At 70.3% G+C, this 17,383-nt stretch carries 16 protein-coding genes and 2 pseudogenes; 11 read left to right on the top strand and 7 right to left on the bottom strand.

Annotated elements, in window-relative coordinates:
• The first annotated feature begins 153 nt into the window (after positions 1-153).
• The 3 genes from ACWDVB_RS15105 to ACWDVB_RS15095 all read left to right on the top strand — a co-directional run bounded on the left by ACWDVB_RS15105 (position 154) and on the right by ACWDVB_RS15095 (position 4,085).
• Positions 154-813 carry a LuxR C-terminal-related transcriptional regulator gene (locus ACWDVB_RS15105; RefSeq protein WP_451515095.1) on the top strand — a complete coding sequence of 220 codons (660 nt, stop codon included), beginning with the start codon at positions 154-156 and terminating at the stop codon, positions 811-813.
• Between the two features lie 286 nt (positions 814-1,099).
• Entirely contained in the window at positions 1,100-3,031 is a 1,932-nt protein-coding gene (locus ACWDVB_RS15100; protein WP_451515096.1) for a 2-oxoacid:acceptor oxidoreductase subunit alpha, read from the top strand.
• Complete coding sequence (locus ACWDVB_RS15095) at positions 3,024-4,085, top strand: 2-oxoacid:ferredoxin oxidoreductase subunit beta (RefSeq protein ID WP_451515097.1); 1,062 nt, start codon at positions 3,024-3,026, stop codon at positions 4,083-4,085. The genes ACWDVB_RS15100 and ACWDVB_RS15095 overlap by 8 nt, the downstream gene beginning before the upstream one ends.
• A 49-nt stretch (positions 4,086-4,134) precedes the next feature.
• On the opposite strand, the gene ACWDVB_RS15090 is transcribed toward ACWDVB_RS15095, so the two are convergent.
• A complete protein-coding gene (locus tag ACWDVB_RS15090) occupies positions 4,135-4,515 on the bottom strand; it encodes a winged helix-turn-helix transcriptional regulator (protein WP_451515098.1) in 381 nt (126 codons plus the stop codon).
• Positions 4,516-4,622: 107 nt separating this feature from the next.
• Here ACWDVB_RS15090 and ACWDVB_RS15085 point away from each other — a divergent pair, with 107 nt between their 5' ends.
• The 5 genes from ACWDVB_RS15085 to ACWDVB_RS15065 all read left to right on the top strand — a co-directional run bounded on the left by ACWDVB_RS15085 (position 4,623) and on the right by ACWDVB_RS15065 (position 9,758).
• Positions 4,623-5,483 (top strand): SDR family oxidoreductase, encoded by an 861-nt coding sequence (locus ACWDVB_RS15085; RefSeq protein WP_451515099.1) that lies wholly within the window; start codon positions 4,623-4,625, stop codon positions 5,481-5,483.
• 183 nt (positions 5,484-5,666) lie between these two features.
• Positions 5,667-6,671 carry an EamA family transporter RarD gene (gene rarD, locus ACWDVB_RS15080; protein ID WP_451515100.1) on the top strand — a complete coding sequence of 335 codons (1,005 nt, stop codon included), beginning with the start codon at positions 5,667-5,669 and terminating at the stop codon, positions 6,669-6,671.
• A 214-nt stretch (positions 6,672-6,885) separates the two neighbouring features.
• Positions 6,886-7,341 carry a VOC family protein gene (locus ACWDVB_RS15075; protein WP_451515101.1) on the top strand — a complete coding sequence of 152 codons (456 nt, stop codon included), beginning with the start codon at positions 6,886-6,888 and terminating at the stop codon, positions 7,339-7,341.
• A gap of 30 nt (positions 7,342-7,371) precedes the next feature.
• Positions 7,372-9,030, top strand: a complete 1,659-nt coding sequence (locus tag ACWDVB_RS15070; RefSeq protein ID WP_451515102.1) for a hypothetical protein — start codon at positions 7,372-7,374, stop codon at positions 9,028-9,030.
• Between the two features lie 131 nt (positions 9,031-9,161).
• Complete coding sequence (locus ACWDVB_RS15065) at positions 9,162-9,758, top strand: flavodoxin family protein (protein WP_451515103.1); 597 nt, start codon at positions 9,162-9,164, stop codon at positions 9,756-9,758.
• A 21-nt stretch (positions 9,759-9,779) separates the two neighbouring features.
• Here ACWDVB_RS15065 and ACWDVB_RS15060 read toward each other — a convergent pair whose 3' ends face one another.
• From ACWDVB_RS15060 to ACWDVB_RS15045, 4 genes are all read right to left on the bottom strand, one after another.
• Positions 9,780-10,757 (bottom strand): ABC transporter permease, encoded by a 978-nt coding sequence (locus ACWDVB_RS15060; RefSeq protein ID WP_451515104.1) that lies wholly within the window; start codon positions 10,755-10,757, stop codon positions 9,780-9,782.
• Positions 10,744-11,778, bottom strand: a complete 1,035-nt coding sequence (locus ACWDVB_RS15055) for an ABC transporter ATP-binding protein (RefSeq protein WP_451515105.1) — start codon at positions 11,776-11,778, stop codon at positions 10,744-10,746. Before ACWDVB_RS15055 ends, ACWDVB_RS15060 begins: the two co-directional genes overlap by 14 nt.
• A gap of 169 nt (positions 11,779-11,947) precedes the next feature.
• On the bottom strand, positions 11,948-13,228 hold the full coding sequence (locus ACWDVB_RS15050; protein WP_451515106.1) for a LolA family protein: 1,281 nt from the start codon (positions 13,226-13,228) through the stop codon (positions 11,948-11,950).
• Between the two features lie 260 nt (positions 13,229-13,488).
• Positions 13,489-14,499 carry a polyprenyl synthetase family protein gene (locus ACWDVB_RS15045; RefSeq protein WP_451515107.1) on the bottom strand — a complete coding sequence of 337 codons (1,011 nt, stop codon included), beginning with the start codon at positions 14,497-14,499 and terminating at the stop codon, positions 13,489-13,491.
• 548 nt (positions 14,500-15,047) lie between these two features.
• Between ACWDVB_RS15045 and ACWDVB_RS15040 the strand changes: the two are divergent.
• The 3 genes and pseudogenes from ACWDVB_RS15040 to ACWDVB_RS15030 all read left to right on the top strand — a co-directional run.
• Positions 15,048-15,320: pseudogene (locus ACWDVB_RS15040) on the top strand (peptide MFS transporter); the annotation flags it as partial.
• Positions 15,321-15,330: 10 nt separating this feature from the next.
• Positions 15,331-15,681, top strand: a complete 351-nt coding sequence (locus ACWDVB_RS15035; RefSeq protein WP_451515225.1) for a hypothetical protein — start codon at positions 15,331-15,333, stop codon at positions 15,679-15,681.
• Positions 15,645-15,833: a hypothetical protein gene (locus ACWDVB_RS15030; protein WP_451515108.1), complete on the top strand. Its 189-nt coding sequence runs from the start codon at positions 15,645-15,647 to the stop codon at positions 15,831-15,833. Before ACWDVB_RS15035 ends, ACWDVB_RS15030 begins: the two co-directional genes overlap by 37 nt.
• Here ACWDVB_RS15030 and ACWDVB_RS15025 read toward each other — a convergent pair whose 3' ends face one another.
• Positions 15,834-16,646: an HAD family hydrolase gene (locus ACWDVB_RS15025; protein WP_451515109.1), complete on the bottom strand. Its 813-nt coding sequence runs from the start codon at positions 16,644-16,646 to the stop codon at positions 15,834-15,836.
• 480 nt (positions 16,647-17,126) lie between these two features.
• Positions 17,127-17,360 (bottom strand): annotated as a pseudogene (locus ACWDVB_RS15020) (ATP-grasp domain-containing protein); the annotation flags it as partial.
• Positions 17,361-17,383: the final 23 nt, after the last annotated feature.

Genomic DNA, 17,383 nt, shown 5'->3' with positions numbered 1-17,383 from the left:
CCGCGTGACGAGCCGACCAGTCTGGTGACAGCGCCGGTCGGCGGACGCGGATCGCGCGATACTGAGGTGCCGGACGTTCGGCCGACGCGATGGACGTCGGACCGTTGAGTGCCGGTCGAGCGTGCCGGGGGGCCGACAACAGTGGAGGACAAAGTGCGGGTGGTCATCGCCGAGGATTCAGTGCTGCTCAGGGAGGGCCTGACCCGGTTGCTGACCGACCGCGGGCACGACGTGGTCGCCGGTGTGGGTGACGCCGACGCGTTGATCAAGACGATCACGGACCTCGCGGCGCAGGACGCCCTGCCGGACGTGGTCGTCGCCGATGTGCGGATGCCGCCGACGCACACCGACGAGGGGGTGCGGGCCGCGGTGTTCCTGCGCCAGCAGCATCCGGGGCTCGGGGTGCTGGTCCTTTCGCAGTACGTCGAGGAGCAGTACGCCACCGAGCTGCTCGCCGGGTCGAGCCGGGGCGTGGGTTATCTGCTCAAGGACCGGGTCGCCGAGGTGCGCGAGTTCGTGGACGCGGTGGTGCGGGTGGCGCAGGGGGGTACCGCGCTCGACCCGGAGGTCGTGGCGCAGCTGCTCGGCCGCAGCCGCAAGCAGGACGTCCTCGCGGGGCTTACCCCGCGTGAGCGCGAGGTACTCGGGCTGATGGCGGAGGGCCGGACGAACTCGGCCGTCGCACGGCAGCTCGTGGTGAGCGACGGCGCCGTCGAGAAGCACGTGAGCAACATCTTCCTGAAGCTCGGCCTGTCACCGAGTGACGGGGATCACCGTCGCGTGCTCGCGGTTCTCACCTACCTCAACTCATGACGAGCTGACACCCTGCGAGTGATCGCAGACCCAAAAGGGCCACAGGGGAGACGAGCCGAGGGAAGCCGGACAGAGTCCTAGAACCAAAGGATGAGCGGGGAGCGTCATCTATGAAGGGCCGGGGGGTTAGGCAAAACATGGCAAACCATGGCATCGGACCGTCTCAAAAGGACGTCCAAAATACGAGCTACCCGAGGAAGGCACCCCTTACAGACGTAGGGTGGGCTTTGGGAACGCCGGGCGTCCCGGCGTTTCCCCTCAGCCGCCTCGAGGGAGGTCCAGTTCAGTGACCAGCCAGGTCAGTAGCCAAGCCGAGCAGGCCGACGGGGCACTCGTCGGAGAGCAACGCAAGCCCGCGGGTGAGAAAGACGTACGGCGCCTGGACCGGGTGATCATTCGTTTCGCGGGTGACTCCGGTGACGGTATGCAGCTCACGGGTGACCGCTTCACTTCGGAGACCGCGTCTTTCGGTAACGACCTGTCGACGCTGCCGAACTTCCCGGCCGAGATCAGGGCGCCCGCAGGGACGCTGCCGGGTGTCTCGTCCTTCCAGCTGCACTTCGCCGATCATGACATTCTCACTCCGGGTGACGCGCCGAATGTATTGGTGGCGATGAACCCGGCGGCGCTGAAGGCGAATATCGGTGATGTGCCGCGCGGCGCGGAGATCATCGTGAATACGGATGAGTTCTCCCGGCGGGCGATGCAGAAGGTGGGCTATGACACCTCGCCGTTGGAGGACGGTTCGCTGGATGGCTACAGCGTGCACCCGGTGCCGCTGACGACGCTGACGGTGGAGGCGCTCAAGGACTTCGGCCTTTCACGCAAGGACGCGGGCCGGTCCAAGAACATGTTCGCGCTGGGCCTGCTGTCGTGGATGTATCACCGGCCCACCGAGGGGACGGAGAAGTTCCTGCGGGCCAAGTTCGCCAAGAAGCCGCAGATCGCTGAGGCGAACATCGCGGCGTTCCACGCGGGCTGGAACTTTGGTGAGACGACGGAGGACTTCGCGGTCTCCTATGAGGTCGCCCCGGCCGCGAAGGCGTTCCCGGCCGGCACCTACCGCAACATTTCGGGGAACCTGGCGCTGTCGTACGGTTTGATCGCCGCGTCCCGGCAGGCGGATCTGCCGCTGTATCTGGGCTCGTATCCGATCACGCCGGCCTCGGACATCCTGCATGAGCTGTCCAAGCATAAGAACTTCGGGGTGCGCACTTTCCAGGCGGAGGATGAGATCGCCGGGATCGGGGCGGCGCTGGGTGCGGCGTTCGGCGGGTCGCTGGCGGTGACGACGACCTCAGGTCCGGGTGTGGCGCTGAAGTCGGAGACCATCGGGCTGGCGGTCTCGCTGGAACTGCCGCTGCTGGTGGTGGACATCCAGCGTGGCGGGCCCTCCACTGGGCTGCCGACCAAGACCGAGCAGGCCGACCTGCTGCAGGCGATGTTCGGGCGCAACGGTGAGGCGCCGGTGCCGATCGTGGCACCCAGAACCCCGGCGGACTGTTTCGAGGCCGCTGTGGAGGCGGCCCGGATCGCGGTCACCTACCGCACCCCGGTCTTCCTGCTGAGCGACGGCTATCTGGCCAACGGCAGCGAGCCCTGGCGCATCCCCGACGTGCAGGAACTGCCCGACCTGCGCGTGCAGTTCGCCTCGGGGACCAACCACACCCAGGACGACGGCACCAAGGTGTTCTGGCCCTACAAACGCGACCCCAAGACCCTGGCCCGCCCCTGGGCCATTCCCGGCACCCCGGGCCTGGAACACCGGATCGGCGGCATCGAGAAGCAGGACGGCACGGGCAACATCTCCTACGACCCGGCCAACCACGACTTCATGGTCCGCACCCGCCAGGCCAAGATCGACGGCATCGAGGTGCCCGCCCTGGACGTCGACGACGCACACGCCAACGCCACCACACTGGTCCTTGGCTGGGGCTCCACCTACGGGCCGATCACCGCCGCCGTGCGCCGGCTGCGCGCGGCCGGCCAGTGCATCGCACAGGCCCACCTGCGCCACCTCAACCCCTTCCCGCCCAACCTCGGCGAGGTCCTGGCACGCTACGACAAGGTGGTGATCCCCGAAATGAACCTCGGACAGCTCGCCACCCTCATCAGGGCGAAATACCTGGTGGACGCGGTCTCATACAACCAGGTCAACGGAATGCCGTTCAAGGCCGAGCAGCTCGCCACGGCCCTCAAGGAGGCCATCGATGACTGACGCCGGCAACCGGCTGCTGCAGCTGGTCCCCAAAGCCGAGGCCACTCAGACCATGAAGGACTTCAAGTCCGACCAGGAAGTGCGCTGGTGCCCCGGCTGCGGCGACTACGCCGTCCTGGCCGCCGTGCAGGGCTTCATGCCCGAACTCGGCCTGGCCAAAGAGAACATCGTCTTCGTCTCCGGCATCGGCTGCTCCTCCCGCTTCCCCTACTACATGAACACCTACGGGATGCACTCCATCCACGGCCGCGCCCCCGCCATCGCCACCGGCCTGGCCTCCTCGCGGCGCGATCTGTCCGTGTGGGTGGTCACCGGCGACGGCGACGCGCTGTCCATCGGCGGCAACCACCTCATCCACGCCCTGCGCCGCAACGTCAACCTGAAGATCCTGCTCTTCAACAACCGCATCTACGGCCTTACCAAAGGCCAGTACTCCCCCACCTCCGAAGTCGGGAAGATCACCAAGTCGACGCCGATGGGCTCCCTCGACGCGCCCTTCAACCCCGTCTCCCTGGCGATCGGCGCGGAAGCCTCCTTCGTCGCCCGCACCGTCGACTCCGACCGCACACACCTCACCAGCGTGCTGCGCGAGGCCGCCGACCACCCCGGCACCGCACTGGTGGAGATCTACCAGAACTGCAACATCTTCAACGACGGCGCCTTCGAAGTCCTCAAGGACAAGCAACAGGCCGAAGAAGCCGTCATCCGCCTGGAACACGGGCAGCCCATCCGCTTCGGCACCGACCAGTCCAAGGGCGTCGTGCGCGACACGGTCACCGGTGACCTCAAAGTCGTCGCCGTCACCCCCGACAACGAGCGCGACGTCCTCGTCCACGACGCGCACTCCACGTCACCGACGACCGCGTTCGCCCTCTCCCGCCTCGCCGACCCCGACACCCTGCACCACACCCCCATCGGCGTCTTCCGCAACGTCGAGCGCCCGGTCTACGACACCCTCATGGCCGACCAGCTCGACACCGCCATCGAACAGAACGGCAAGGGCGACCTCGCCACCCTCCTCGCGGGCGGCGACACCTGGACAGTCGTCGGCTAGCAGGCGTTTCCCCTTGTGATGGCTGAGCGCGAAGCCCGGTTCTGGATCTTCAGGACCGGGCTTCGTCGTACTCCTGTCGCGCCTTCTGTACGTCGGCCATGCGCCGTTCCGTCCAGGTCGCGAGGGTCCTGACCTGCTCGGCGGCCTCGCGCCCTAGGGCCGTGAGGGAGTAGTCGACGCGGGGCGGGATGACCGGCTTCGCGTCGCGGTGCACCAGGCCGTCGCGCTCCAGGGTCTGCAGGGTCTGGATCAGCATCTTCTCGCTGACGCGGCTGACCTCGCTGATGGCGCGGCGCAGCTCGCTGAAGCGGTACGAGCGCTCTTCGAGGGCGATCAGGACGAGGACGCCCCAGCGGCTCGTGACGTGCTCCAGGACGAGGCGGTACGGGCACATTTCCTCGGCGCCAGGCTTCCAGTTGCTTACGGCCATGCCAGTACCTTACTTCAAAGTGGGTACTTACGGATAGTTAGTGCAGGCCCTAAGGTGAGTGCCACAAGGCAGATCACACCGAAAGCCATAAACAGGAGTTCTCAGTCATGAGCATCGTCGTCACCGGAGCAACCGGGAACCTCGGCCGTCTCGTCATCGAGGGGCTGCTCACCGCCGACGTCCCCGCCGGGCAGATCGCGGCCGTCGTACGCGACAAGGCCAAGGCCGCCGACCTCACCGAGCGCGGCGTCGAACTGCGGATCGCCGACTACAACGCCCCCGAGACCCTGCGCGGCGCCTTCGCCGCGGGCGACCGCGTGCTGCTGATCTCCGGCAGCGAGGTCGGCCGCCGGGTGGAGCAGCACCGCGCGGTGATCGACGCGGCGCGCGAGGCGGGCGTGGCGCTCCTCGCCTACACCGGCATCCTCGGCGGCCCCGACGCCGACTTCGACCTGGCGGCCGAGCACAAGGAGACCGAGCGGCTGATCCTCGGCTCCGGCCTGCCGCACACGTTCCTGCGCAACGGCTGGTACCACGAGAACTACACCGAGCACCTCGCCCCGGTCCTGGAGCACGGCGCCGTCGTCGCCTCCGCCGGGGAGGGCCGCGTCGCCTCCGCCTCGCGCGCCGACTACGCCGCGGCCGCCGTCGCCGTGCTGACCGGCGAGGGCCACGAGGGCAAGGTCTACGAGCTGAGCGGCGACGTCGCGTGGAGCATGGCCGAGTACGCCGCGGAGGTCGCCCGGCAGAGCGGCAAGGACATCTCGTACGCGAACGTCTCCACCGAGGAGCACCTCGCGGTGCTGACCGGGGCGGGGGTGCCGGAGCCGATGGCGGCGATCCTCGTCGACGTCGACGCGGCTGTCGGGCGGGGGCGCCTGGCGGGGACGAGCGGGGATCTGGCCCGGCTCATCGGACGACCGACCACGCCGCTCGCTGACGCTGTGTCTGAGGCGCTTCGGGGCTGATGTCCGTCTGGCGTGCCGGGCGTGCCGTCCATCGCCCTTCGGGCTCGTCCTCGATCGCCGGACGGGCTTTTATCGGCCACCCCAGTGTCATGAGTGTCTCGGCCATACGGACATGACAGGCGAGGGGCTTCGGCGCTACCTTCGGTGAGGCAGCGTCGGGCTGCCGTGTGCCAAGGAGGGGCCGTGGACAGCGGAGCAGCCGGACAGGCCAAGGGTGAGCAGCGCGTTGGGCTGCTGAACGGATTCGCGGCCTACGGAATGTGGGGCCTCGTCCCCCTCTTCTGGCCGCTCCTCAAGCCGTCCGGGGCCGCCGAGATCCTTGCGCACCGGATGGCGTGGTCCCTCGTCGTGGTGGGCGTCGCGCTGCTCTTCGTACGACGTTGGGGCTGGGCCCGCGAGCTGCTGCGCCAGCCGCGCAGGCTGGGCCTGGTGGTGATCGCCGCGGCGGTCATCACCGTCAACTGGGGCGTCTACATCTGGTCCGTGAACTCCGGCCACGTCGTCGAGGCCTCGCTCGGATACTTCATCAACCCCCTGGTCACCATCGCGATGGGCGTCCTGCTGCTCGGCGAGCGGCTGCGGCCCGTGCAGTGGGCGGCGGTCGGCGTCGGGTTCACCGCGGTCCTCGTGCTCGCCTTCGGCGCCGGGCAGCCGCCGTGGATCTCGCTCTGCCTCGCGCTCTCCTTCGCGACGTACGGCCTGGTGAAGAAGAAGGTCAATCTCGGCGGCCTGGAGTCGCTCGCCGCCGAGACCGCGGTGCAGTTCCTGCCCGCCGTCGGCTATCTGGTGTGGCTCGGCGCGCAGGGGGATGCCACGTTCGGCGGGGAGGGCGCCGGGCACACGGCGCTGCTGGCCGCCACCGGTGTGGTGACCGCCGCTCCCCTGGTCTGCTTCGGCGCCGCGGCGATCCGGGTGCCGCTCTCCACGCTGGGGCTGCTCCAGTATCTGGCGCCCGTCTTCCAGTTCCTGCTCGGGATCCTGTACTTCCATGAGGCGATGCCGCCCGAGCGGTGGGCGGGCTTCGGGCTGGTGTGGCTGGCGCTCTCGCTGCTGACGTGGGACGCGTTGCGGACGGCCCGCCGGAACGCGGTCCGGCTGTCCGCCGCGCGCCGGGCGGGGGCGGCCGGGGCGGCCACGCCGACCGCCAAGGACGCTGCGGACGCCGTGGACACGGCCCGGGTGTCCTGATCAAGAGGTCCAGGCGCCCTTCGAGCAGGGGCGCGTGCCTGGTTCGCCAGGAACTTCGCCGAGCTGGTCGAAAGGCCCCCATGGCCTACCTCACCGAGGGGCGCATGACGCTCGCCGCGGAACTGCTCACCGAGCCCGGCGCGACGGTCGCCTCGGTGGCACGTCGTGGCCGAAAGCCGAGCGCTCCGACCGCGTAACCGCTAAGACTGGTTACATGACTCACACCCTGCACTGGAAACTCGTCATCGACGCCACCGACCCGCAGGCCCAAGCGGCCTTCTGGGGCGAGACGTTGGGGTACGAGGTCGAGGACAACAGCGCGCTGATCGAACGTCTCCTCGGTTTCGGCGCGGTGCCGGAGTCGGCGACCGTCGAGTTCCGCGGCCGTCGCGCCTGGCGCGACCTCATCGCCGTGCGGCACCCCGACGATCCGTACGAGGAGGAGAGCGGCGTGGGTCTCGGCCGCCGGATCCTCTTCCAAGGCGTACCGGAGGCCAAGACCGGCAAGAACCGACTGCACCTCGACGTGCACTCCGCGCCGGGGCGCCGTGACGACGAGGTGTCCCGCCTGGAGGCGCTGGGCGCGGCCGTGGAGCGGCACGTCAAGGAACCCGGGGGCGAGTGGGTGATCATGCGGGACCCGGAGGGAAACGAGTTCTGTGTCCACTAGGGACGGCGGCCCGCCGGTGGCAAGCTGGCCGTGACGCATCCCGATGGCCGGGGAGCTGACCGCGGCGGCGGGGACGGGGACGTGGTGAGGGACGGGGAGGGGGTGAAGGGCAGGGAGCGGGTGAAGGGCAGGGAGCGGGTCAGTGGCCGAGAGCGGGTTGGCCGCGGAGAGCCGCTGTGCAGCGAAAGCCTCACGCGCCGCGAAAGGCAGGCCCCCGCACCCCACCGCCTCCTCCTCGCCGTCTGCTGTGCCTTCGCCCTGCTCTCGCTCGCTCTCGTTCCGATCGGTCTGCCGCTCGGCTGGGACGAGCTGGTCTATGCAAGTCGGTACTCGCCCTACGCCCCCGCCACCCCGTTCAGCGCGCCCCGCACCCGCGGTGTGCCATTCCTCATCGCGCCCGTGGCTGCTTGGAGCGACTCCGTCGTGCTCCTCAGGGTCTGGCTGACGCTGCTCTCGACCACCGCGCTCTATCTGGGCTTCCGGCCCTGGCTGCGCGCCGCGGCCCGGCCCTCGGTGGCCCCCGTCGCCGCCGCGCTGTACGGCGGGCTGTGGATCACGCTGTTCTACGCGAGCGCCGCCATGCCCAATCACTACACCGCCATGGGTGCCGTCGGCGCGGTCGGGTTGTTCCTGTGGGCGCGGCAGTCCCTCCTGACCTGCACCGGTATCGCGGTCGGCCTCGCGCTGGCCACCCTGATGCGGCCCAACGACGGCGCCGCCGTAGCGCTGCCGCTCCTGATCGCCGCCCTGCTGGTGCCCGCCTGGCGGGGCCGGGGCCGCCCCATGGCCGTGCTCGGCGGGCTGGTGGCGGGCGTGCTGCCCTGGGTCGTCGAGGCGTACGTCCGTTTCGGCGGCGTCCGTCAACGGCTGACGGAGGCCAGCGAGGTGCAGGGCGACCTGCGTCCGCTGCTCTCGTTCGTCCACCACCTCACGGTCCTGGACGGGCCGCTGCTGTGCCGCCCCTGTGACAGCGACGGCATCCGTCCCGTGGCGGCGGAGTGGTGGCTCCTGCTGCTGATTCTGGTGGGGGCCGGTCTATGGGCCCTCCATCGCCATCGCGGCACACCGCCCCGCAGCGGGCCGCCGGACTCCGGCGAGGCCCCCCGCCGGCGACCACCCACACCCCGTTGGCCCCACGGCACCTTTCTCCCCCTCTTCACCGCCTTCGCCGTAGCCCTCCCCTACCTCCTCCTCGTCCCTTACGCCGCCCCCCGTTTCCTCCTCCCCACCCACGCCCTGCTCGCCCCCACCGCCGCCCTCGGCCTGCTCACCCTCGTCGGCCTCGCCCGCGTGGCCCGGCCCCGGTGGGTCGCGGTCGGTGTGCTGGCCCTCGCGCTGAGCGGTCACCTCACCGTCCAGGTGCTCCTCGCCCACGGCAACGCCACCATCCAGGCGGGCGCCCGCGGCGACTGGGAGCGGATCGCCGAGGTGCTGCAGCGGCACGGCGTCGGCAACGGCACGGAGCCCGGTACCAGCACCCGCGCCCCCTGCACCCTGAACGGCAACACCTCCGTCATCCCCCTCGCCTACGTCGCCGGATGCGCACCCGGCAGCGGCCCGCGCGATCGGCGCCGCCCCACCGCCCTGGTGCTGCGCGAGGCGGCGCCCCCGCGCTGGGCCCGCCACTGGCCCCGCCACACCGTGCCCGACACGTACGCCTCCGGGTGGATCATCCTCGTACGCCCGTGAACGGCCGGGCCCGCGCACGCGCACCCCGGGCCGCGGGCCACCCCTGGACGATATTGCTTGCGCATGCATATAGTGCGCGTGCAAGTAATTGCCGCGCCCGGTCGCACCGAGCCACATCCAGGGGGATTCCCATGACCCGCAAGTTCCTCTTCGTCGTCGGCAGCGCCCGCCCCGAGGGCAACACCGAGATCCTGGCCCGCAAGGCCGCCGAGCAGCTGCCCGCGGACGTCGAGCAGCGCTGGATCCGTCTCGCCGATCATCCGCTCCCCGACTTCCAGGACCTGCGCCACGACGACGCCCACCCCCGTGCCCGCCCCCGCCCCGAGGGCGACGACGAGGCGCTGCTGCTGGACGCGACCCTCGACGCCACGGACATCGTCATCGTCTCGCCGCTGTACTGGTACTCGGTGTCGGCCACCATCAAGCGTTACCTCGACTACTGGGACGCCTGGCTGGAGACCCCCGGCCTCGACTTCAAGGAGACCCTCAAGAGCCGCACCCTGTGGGGCGTGACGGCGCTCGCGCACCGCGAGGAGGAGGTGGCCGAGCCGCTGATCGGCACGCTGAACCACACCGCCGCGTTCTTCCCGATGCGCTTCGGCGGCGTCCTGCTCGGCAACGGCAGCCGCCCCGGCAACGTACTGGAGGACGAGCAGGCGCTGCTCCGCGCCAAGACGTTCTTCGCGCAGGAGCCGCCGCTGGCCCGCTACCCCTACGACGAGGCGTAACCGCACGTCATGGCGTAACCGTCACGCCATGATGTCCTTCGCCCCGAACCGCGCCCACGCCGCCGAGCCGAAGACGGCCGCGTAGAGCCCCTGCATCTGGAGGTTCTTGATGAGGTCGTCCCAGTAGATCGGCTCCCGCATCAGGTCGGCGAAGGACAGCCAGTAGTGGGAGAAGAAGTACGGGTGCAGGGCGTGCAGTTGGGGGATCTGGTCGAGGATCTGCACCGTGATCAGCAGCCCTACGGTCGTCGCCATCGCCGCGATGCCGCTGCTGGTCAGCGTCGAGACGAACAGGCCGAGCGCCGCCACGCCGACCAGTGACGCGGCGACGACGAGCGCGATGAGCAGGGCCCGCAGCAGCCCCTCCCCGAAGCTCATGCGCGTACCGGAGATCGTGGTGACCTCGCCCAGCGGAAAGAGCAGCGCGCCGGTCGCCAACGCGGACGCGGCGACGACCAACGTCGCGACCAGGCAGAACGTCAGCGTGGTCGCGTACTTGACGAGGAGCAGACGAGTGCGGCCCGCGGGTGCTACCAGCAGATAGCGCAGCGTGCCCGCGCTCGCCTCCCCCGCGATGGCGTCGCCCGCGACGACGCCGATCGCCATCGGCAGGAAGAACGGCAGCGTCGCGGCGAGCGCGGTGAAGACCAGGAACAGGCCGTTGTTGGTGATCTGCGCGATGAAGGCGGGGCCGCCGCCCTCGCCGCCTCCGCCGATCGTGGAGCCGTCGCTCGTCTCGATCCTGACGGCGACACCGACGAGGATCGGCACGGCGGCGAGCACACCGAGCAGCGCCAGCGTCCGCCAACGGCGGAAGGTGATCACAAGCTCACTGCGGAAGAGCCCCAACGCCCAGGCCGGCCGCGGCTCCCTCGAAGTACCCGGCTCCCTCGAAACACCCGGCTCCCTCGAAACACCCGGCTCCCTCGAAGCCCCCGGCGCTCCCGGCGCCCCCGAAGCACCCGCCCCCGATACGCCCATCGCCTCAGCCCGCGACATCGAACCCCTCCCCCGTCAGCGCTACGAACGCGTCCTCCAAGGAGGCCCGTTCCAGGCCGAAGCCGCGGACGCGGACGCCCGCCTCGACCAGCGCGGCGTTCAGATCGGCCAGCTCCGTGTCCCGGCCGGACGACGCGTCCTGGCCCGGTGGCTCGCCCGTCACGCGGTCCTCCGTCACGACGAGGTCCGCCACGCCACGCTCCTTCAGGACGCGGGCCGCCTCACCCGGGTCCGGTGTCGTCACGACCAGTCTGCCGCGCGCGCCCGCCGCCAGCTCGGCGACCGGGCCCTGCGTGATCAGGTGGCCCCGGGTCATCACGGCCGCGTGCGTACAGACCTGTTCGATCTCGTCGAGGAGGTGCGAGGAGAGGAAGACGGTCGTGCCCTCGGCCGCCAGTTCCCGCACCAGGGAGCGGATCTCGCGCATGCCCTGCGGGTCGAGGCCGTTCGTCGGCTCGTCCAGGACGAGGAGCCTGCGCGGCTGGAGCAGCGCCGCCGCCAGGCCGAGCCGCTGCTTCATGCCCAGCGAGTACGCCTTCGCCTTCTTGCCGGCGGCCGCGGTGAGCCCGACCCGGTCCAGCGCCGCCTCGGCCCGTGTCCGCCGGGTCCGCGGATCGGCGGCCGGGTCGGCGGAGTCGTACCGCAGGAGGTTGTCGCGTCCCGACAGGAAGCCATACAGGGCGGGGCCCTCGATCAGCGCGCCCACGTGCGGCAGGACGGTGCGGGTGGCGCGCGGCATGGGTCTGCCGAGGACCCGCGCGGTACCCGAGGTCGGCTCGATGAGGCCCATCAGCATGCGGATGGTGGTCGTCTTGCCCGAGCCGTTCGGCCCGAGGAACCCGAAGACGCTCCCTTCGGGGACGGTAAGGTCCAGCCGGTCGACGGCGAGGTGCTTTCCGTAGCGCTTGGTGAGCCCGCGCGTCTCGATCACGCACGGCACGCCGTCGCCCAAAGCGCCGTCGCCCGGCGCCCCGTCACCCGGCGCCCCCGGTGTCGGCGGTTCCCCGATGGTGCCTGGCACCGCTTCCTCCTGTCGCCCGTGACCTGTCGCCTGTCGCCCGTGACCTGTCGCCTGTCGCCCGCTCCGTAAGACTTGGTCGCCGTCGCGGTGTTCCACGGTGCCGCCACCTGTCCGCGCACCCGCACCCGCACCCGCACCCGCACCGTGAAACACCGCTCGGGCCCCACGCCTAGTGCGCCGCGTTCGCCGCCTTCACCAGCGCGTCCTTCGTGACCGCGCCCGCGTAGACCTTGCCGTCATCGGTGACGAGGGCGTTGATCAGGCGCGTCGAGAAGACCGTGCCGGAGCCGAACTCGCCGCTGACCTGGTCGCCCAGCGAGTCGAGCAGCTTCTGCGCGTCCGGCGGGACATCGCCCGAACCGGCCGTCGGCAGGCCCTCTCCGCCCGGCAGCTTCAGCTCGGCGATGGAGCTCCAGCCCTTGCCGATGACCTTCAGGTCGTTGAGGTCCTCCTCCTTGAACTCCTTGCCCCCCTTGCCGCCCCTATCACCCTTATCACCCTTGTCCGCGAAGTCACGGCCGTCGTCCTTGGCGTGCTCGTCGGCCTCGGTGACCTTCGCGCCCTTGGGCGGCGTGAAGTCGAACGTGTCCGCGGACGGCTTGTCGAAGTCGACCTTCGTGAAGCCCGCGTCGATGACCGCCGCGCCACCGGAGGCCGGGGTCAGGGTGAACTTGAGCGGCGTACCCGTCTCCGCGTCCACGGCGACCGTGATCCGGCCGACCGTCGAACCGGCCTGCTTCGGCTCGATGACCAGGCGGTACGCGTCGCGGCCCGCGACCTGCGCGGTCCCGTCGACCTTGACGGACGTCGTGTCGTCGACGGCCTTCAGCGCCTGCTCGGCGAACTCCTCGGGCGTGGTCGGAAGATCCTTCGCCGCGTCCTTCCGGTCCCGCTCACCGGCGGCCGCCGCTCCGGCTTCCTTCGCGTGGTACGCCTCGTTCGACGCGCTGTCGTACGCCCACACGTCGTCGCCGTTGTGGATCAGGCTGTACTCGGAGGCGTCGCCCAGGAGCGACACCTTCTGCTTGTCGGGGCCGTCCGCCGCGACCCGCAGCGTGTGCGTGCCGGACGCCAGTTCCATCAGCTTGCTCTTGGGGTCGGCGGCCGAGCCTCCGCCGTCGCCGTCCTCACCGCGGTCCCCGTCGCCTCCGCCGCCACCGGCGAAGCCGCCCGCCATGCCGCCCAGCGACGGCAGGCCCAGATCCGTGCTGATCCTGACGTTGCCGGAGAGCTGCTGCGTGTCCGACGCGGCTATCTTCTCGATGAGTTCCTGAGCGGTGACCTTCGGCAGATCCGGGTCGCCCGAGGTGGCGAGCGCCGGGACGAGCCCGATGGTCGCCGCCGCCACCCCCGCCACCGCGAGCGGGACTACGTAACGAGCCGCCTTGCGGCGGCCGGCGCGCAGCTCCCCGGCCTCACTGGTGTTCTGTTCCGGTTCGTACGGTGCCATTGTGTGCCCTACCTCCGTGGTCGGCGGCGGCCTTCCTGTACGTGCATACATGCGTACGTGCCTTCGTCCACCCTGCGCCGCCATTCTCACCCGAATTGGTCAGGAGTGGTGGTCCTTGCTGGGGTCTATCCGACCAAATCGGCCGAGCAGAAGCGTCAGACCCCGGGCTCAACTCGACGTACTGCCCTGGGATGACAAAAAGCGGCGGCGCCTCCCCCGACCCGTAGGGGGTGGCGCCGCCGATCGTCGGTAACGGCCTCTCAGCCGGCCCGGTGCACCACCAGATCGCAGAGCTCCACCAGCGAGGTCTTCGCGTCGCACTCCGGCAGCGGCACCAGCGCGGCCCGCGCCTCCTCCGCGTACCGCACCGTGTCCCGGCGGGCCTGCTCCAGGGCGGGGTGCGCGCGCAGCCGGACGAGCGCCTCGGCGTGCCGGGCGTCGTCGGTGAGGTCGGAGTCGAGCAGCTCGCTCAGGGCGATGTCGTCGGGCAGGCCGAGCCGCGTCACGCGCTCGCGCAGGCGCAGGACCGGCAGCGTGGGGATGCCCTCGCGCAGATCCGTGCCCGGTGTCTTGCCGGACTCGTGCGAGTCGGAGGCGATGTCCAGCACGTCGTCGGCGAGCTGGAAGGCGACGCCGAGCCGCTCGCCGTACTGCGTCAGGACGTCCACGACGGTCTCGTCGGCGCCCGACATCATCGCGCCGAACCGGCACGCCACGGCGACCAGCGAGCCGGTCTTGCCGGCGAGCACGTCGAGGTAGTGGTCGACCGGGTCGCGCCCCTCGGTGGGCCCCGCGGTCTCCAGGATCTGCCCGGTGACCAGACGTTCGAAGGCCTCCGCCTGGATGCGGACGGCCTCCGGGCCGAGGTCGGCCAGGATGTACGAGGCGCGGGCGAAGAGGAAGTCGCCGGTCAGCACGGCCACGGAGTTGCCCCAGCGCTGGTTGGCGCTGGAGACCCCGCGGCGCACGTCCGCCTCGTCCATCACGTCGTCGTGGTAGAGCGTCGCGAGGTGCGTGAGCTCGACGACCACGGCGGAGGGCACGATGCCGGGTGCGTACGGGTCGCCGAACTGGGAAGCGAGCATCACGAGCAGCGGACGGAAACGCTTCCCCCCGGCTCGGACGAGGTGCTGCGCGGCCTCCGTGATGAAGGGGACCTCGCTCTTGGTGGCCTCGAGCAGGCCCTCCTCGACGGCCGCCAACCCTGCCTGGACATCGGCTTCGAGAGCCTGGTCCCGCACGCTCAGCCCAAAAGGCCCGACGACGGTCACGAGAGGTTCTCCTGTCTGCTGACGATCACATGGCGAACTCGGTCGATCATTGGATCTCGGTCGATGACACGGTTTGTCGATGTGTCGCTGCCATCACTCAAGTCAGCGTATCCGGTCGCCTTTCGATCACAGCGAGCACCTGCCCGCACAAAGACGGCCGGGCGGCCCCCGATCCCCACCGGTATGTTCCTGATCAGCCCATACAACCGACAGGCCCGATCAGTACCAGTTGGCGTGCAATAACTGGGGTCGGCCGTTTTGTCCCGTACTACTGCCGAGTACGAGCCCTGCTTCAGACAACCGCGCGGTCTGCTCACCCTCTCCGGCCCGGGAGATCCGGGAGATCCGGGAGGCCCGGGAGGCCCGGGAGATCCAGGAGGCCCGGGAGACCCAGGAGGCCCGGGCAACGCGGGCGACGCGGGAGGTCCGGCAGCGCTTCTCGTTCCTCGGCATGCAGGCCGCCATCCTGGTCCTCCACGACGCCGGTCCATCTGGTCTCCGTGGCGTGCGGCCGGCGGACGGGCCCGCGCCGGCCGCACGCCTCCAACCTGCTCGGCCCCGGCGACGTCCTCCTGGAGACGTCGAGCATGTCGGCGACGACGAAGCTCGCCCCGAAGACCTTCACCGGCCAGACCATGGCGCTGCGGTTCCTCTCCCTCGCACTCGCCAACGGCATCCAGGCACAGGTCGTCAAGGCGTACGGAGAGGTCTCCCACCCCGCCTACTTCGGCGTCAACGGCGGCATCGCGGTGCTCGCGGGCATAGCCGTGATCGCCACCCTCGACCCGTGGCTGCGCCGCACCATGCACCCCGTCCACTGAGGTTCCTCCCATGACGCACCTGAAGATCCGTTCCGATTTCCCGTACGAGACGATGCGCGAGGACATCCGCGTACCCCTCGCCGACGGGACCACGCTCTACGCGCGCGTGCCGCTCAAGGCGATCGTCACCCCCTGCTCGGCGGACGACCGTTATGGCAACGACGTGCACTACATGGGCGGTTCCGTCCTGGCGGTGGACATGCACGCGTGGGCGGTGAACTCGACGGCCATCGGCCACACCTTCCCGCCGGGCCACCGCATCCGCTCACTGGAACTGCCGGTAGGCGCATGTACCCCGACGGTCTGGAGTTCACCGAGGACGCCGTGGAGACGTACACGATCCACGAGAACGACCCACTGAGCGCCCGCGCCCGCTCCTACTCCCACTCCTACTCCCACTGGGGGTTCCGCCTGCACCGCCCCGAACTCGTCGCCTGGGACGTGACGGTCGAGTCCCACTCGGTCGTCATCCACCGGACATGGGAGCGGCGGATCCGGCGCACGGCGGGGTGACTAGATCAGGCCCGACATTCGCTCCAGGATGACGGCGATCCCGTCGTCCTCGTTCGAGAGGGTCAACTCGTCGGCTACGGCCTTGAGTTCCCTGTGGGCGTTGGCCATGGCCACGCCGTGCGCCGCCCACAGGAACATGGGGATGTCGTTCGGCATGTCACCGAAGGCGACCGTGTCGGCGGCCGTGAGGCCCATCCGCTCGGCGGCCAGCGCGAGCCCCGTCGCCTTGGTCACCCCGCACGGCTGGAGCTCCACGGTGCCGGGCCCCGACATCGTCACCGTGGCGAGCGAGCCCACCGCCCCGCGCGCCACCGCGGCCAACTCGTCGTCGGCCAGCGCCCGGTGGCGCAGCAGCACCTTGCTGATCGGTGCCTCCCACAACACGTCCCGCCCGGGGACGCGCACCGCGGGAAGCGTGGGGTGCGGCATCTCGTATCCCGGTTCGATGAGCGTGAGTCCGTCCACGCCGTCCTGGTCCACGGCCGCGAAGACCTGCCCGGCCTCGGCCTCGATCTTCCCGAGCGCGACTTCGGCGAGCTGGCGGTCGAGCGTCACCGACCACACCATGCGGTGCGCCCCGGCGTCGTAGAGCTGCGCTCCCTGCCCGCAGACGGCGAGGCCGTCGTACCCGAGATCGTCGAGGAGGGGCCGCACCCGGGGCGCCGGCCGCCCCGTCACCACGAGGTGCCGCGCACCCCCTTCGCCCACGGCGGCCAGCGCCCGCCGCGACCGGTCCGAGACCGTGTCGTCGCCGCGCAGCAGCGTGCCGTCCAGGTCAGTGGCGATGAGTGCATATGCGAGGGGAGCGGCCATGATCCAGAGAATACGGATCCTGAGCCGCGCGGGAAGCGGCTTGGCAAGGCCGGTGCGGGAGGGGGGCGGTGGGGGCCGCCACGGTTCACCAGAAAAGTGGAATATCTGATTCCAGGGAACCGACTTGGGGGGCGCCCGTTCCGTGACCCAGCTTCGCATCCGAGCAAGCACGTTGCTGAGTCGCGGGTACGACGGGGGATACGTATGGGGGGCCATCGGCCGAGGGATTGGCATGTCCTGACTTGGACGGGACGAGGTCCTGACTTGGACGGGACGAGGACCCGACTTGGACGGGACGAGGACCCGACGGCGGCCTGACGGTTGCCTGGGGGCCTGATCCCCAGCCTCCTCGCAGGCGCCCCCGACAACGCGCTGGAGAGCCTCATCCGGGGCAGTACAGCGCATCGAGCGGAAGGCTCAACCATGCGCCCTCGCCACATGCCCCGCCCAACATGCCGGTGAAGTACAGGCCGGGGGCGGCGGGAGTGGCGATGCGTGCTCGGCGCGCAGCTCGTGCAGCGCCTGCTTGCTGGCGAGGCACCGCGGCAGTTGCGCTTCCACGCGCGGGAAGAGGAAACCGCCGAAGCCGGCGTGCGGCCCGGACAGCTCGTCCTGGTGCTCGGCGATGAGGACGGCCGCCCCCACGCCGGTGGGGATGAGCACGGCCGGCGCGCCGATCCGGCGACCGACCCGCGAAAGCCCCTCCACGAGGCGTCCGGCGCCAAGCCGGAATTGGC

Source organism: Streptomyces sp. NPDC003379, from assembly GCF_053589195.1.
Note: the sequence above shows the minus strand (reverse complement) of the source record. Positions and strands in the feature narration are given on the sequence as shown.

Coding starts and splice junctions, on each gene's coding strand:
- ACWDVB_RS15035 (WP_451515225.1), top strand. CDS start 15,331: ATGACGCACCTGAAGATCCGTTCCGATTTCCCGTACGAGACGATGCGC.
- ACWDVB_RS15065 (WP_451515103.1), top strand. CDS start 9,162: ATGACCCGCAAGTTCCTCTTCGTCGTCGGCAGCGCCCGCCCCGAGGGC.
- ACWDVB_RS15050 (WP_451515106.1), bottom strand. CDS start 13,228: ATGGCACCGTACGAACCGGAACAGAACACCAGTGAGGCCGGGGAGCTG.
- ACWDVB_RS15060 (WP_451515104.1), bottom strand. CDS start 10,757: ATGTCGCGGGCTGAGGCGATGGGCGTATCGGGGGCGGGTGCTTCGGGG.
- ACWDVB_RS15085 (WP_451515099.1), top strand. CDS start 4,623: ATGAGCATCGTCGTCACCGGAGCAACCGGGAACCTCGGCCGTCTCGTC.
- ACWDVB_RS15075 (WP_451515101.1), top strand. CDS start 6,886: ATGACTCACACCCTGCACTGGAAACTCGTCATCGACGCCACCGACCCG.
- ACWDVB_RS15025 (WP_451515109.1), bottom strand. CDS start 16,646: ATGGCCGCTCCCCTCGCATATGCACTCATCGCCACTGACCTGGACGGC.
- ACWDVB_RS15090 (WP_451515098.1), bottom strand. CDS start 4,515: ATGGCCGTAAGCAACTGGAAGCCTGGCGCCGAGGAAATGTGCCCGTAC.
- ACWDVB_RS15095 (WP_451515097.1), top strand. CDS start 3,024: ATGACTGACGCCGGCAACCGGCTGCTGCAGCTGGTCCCCAAAGCCGAG.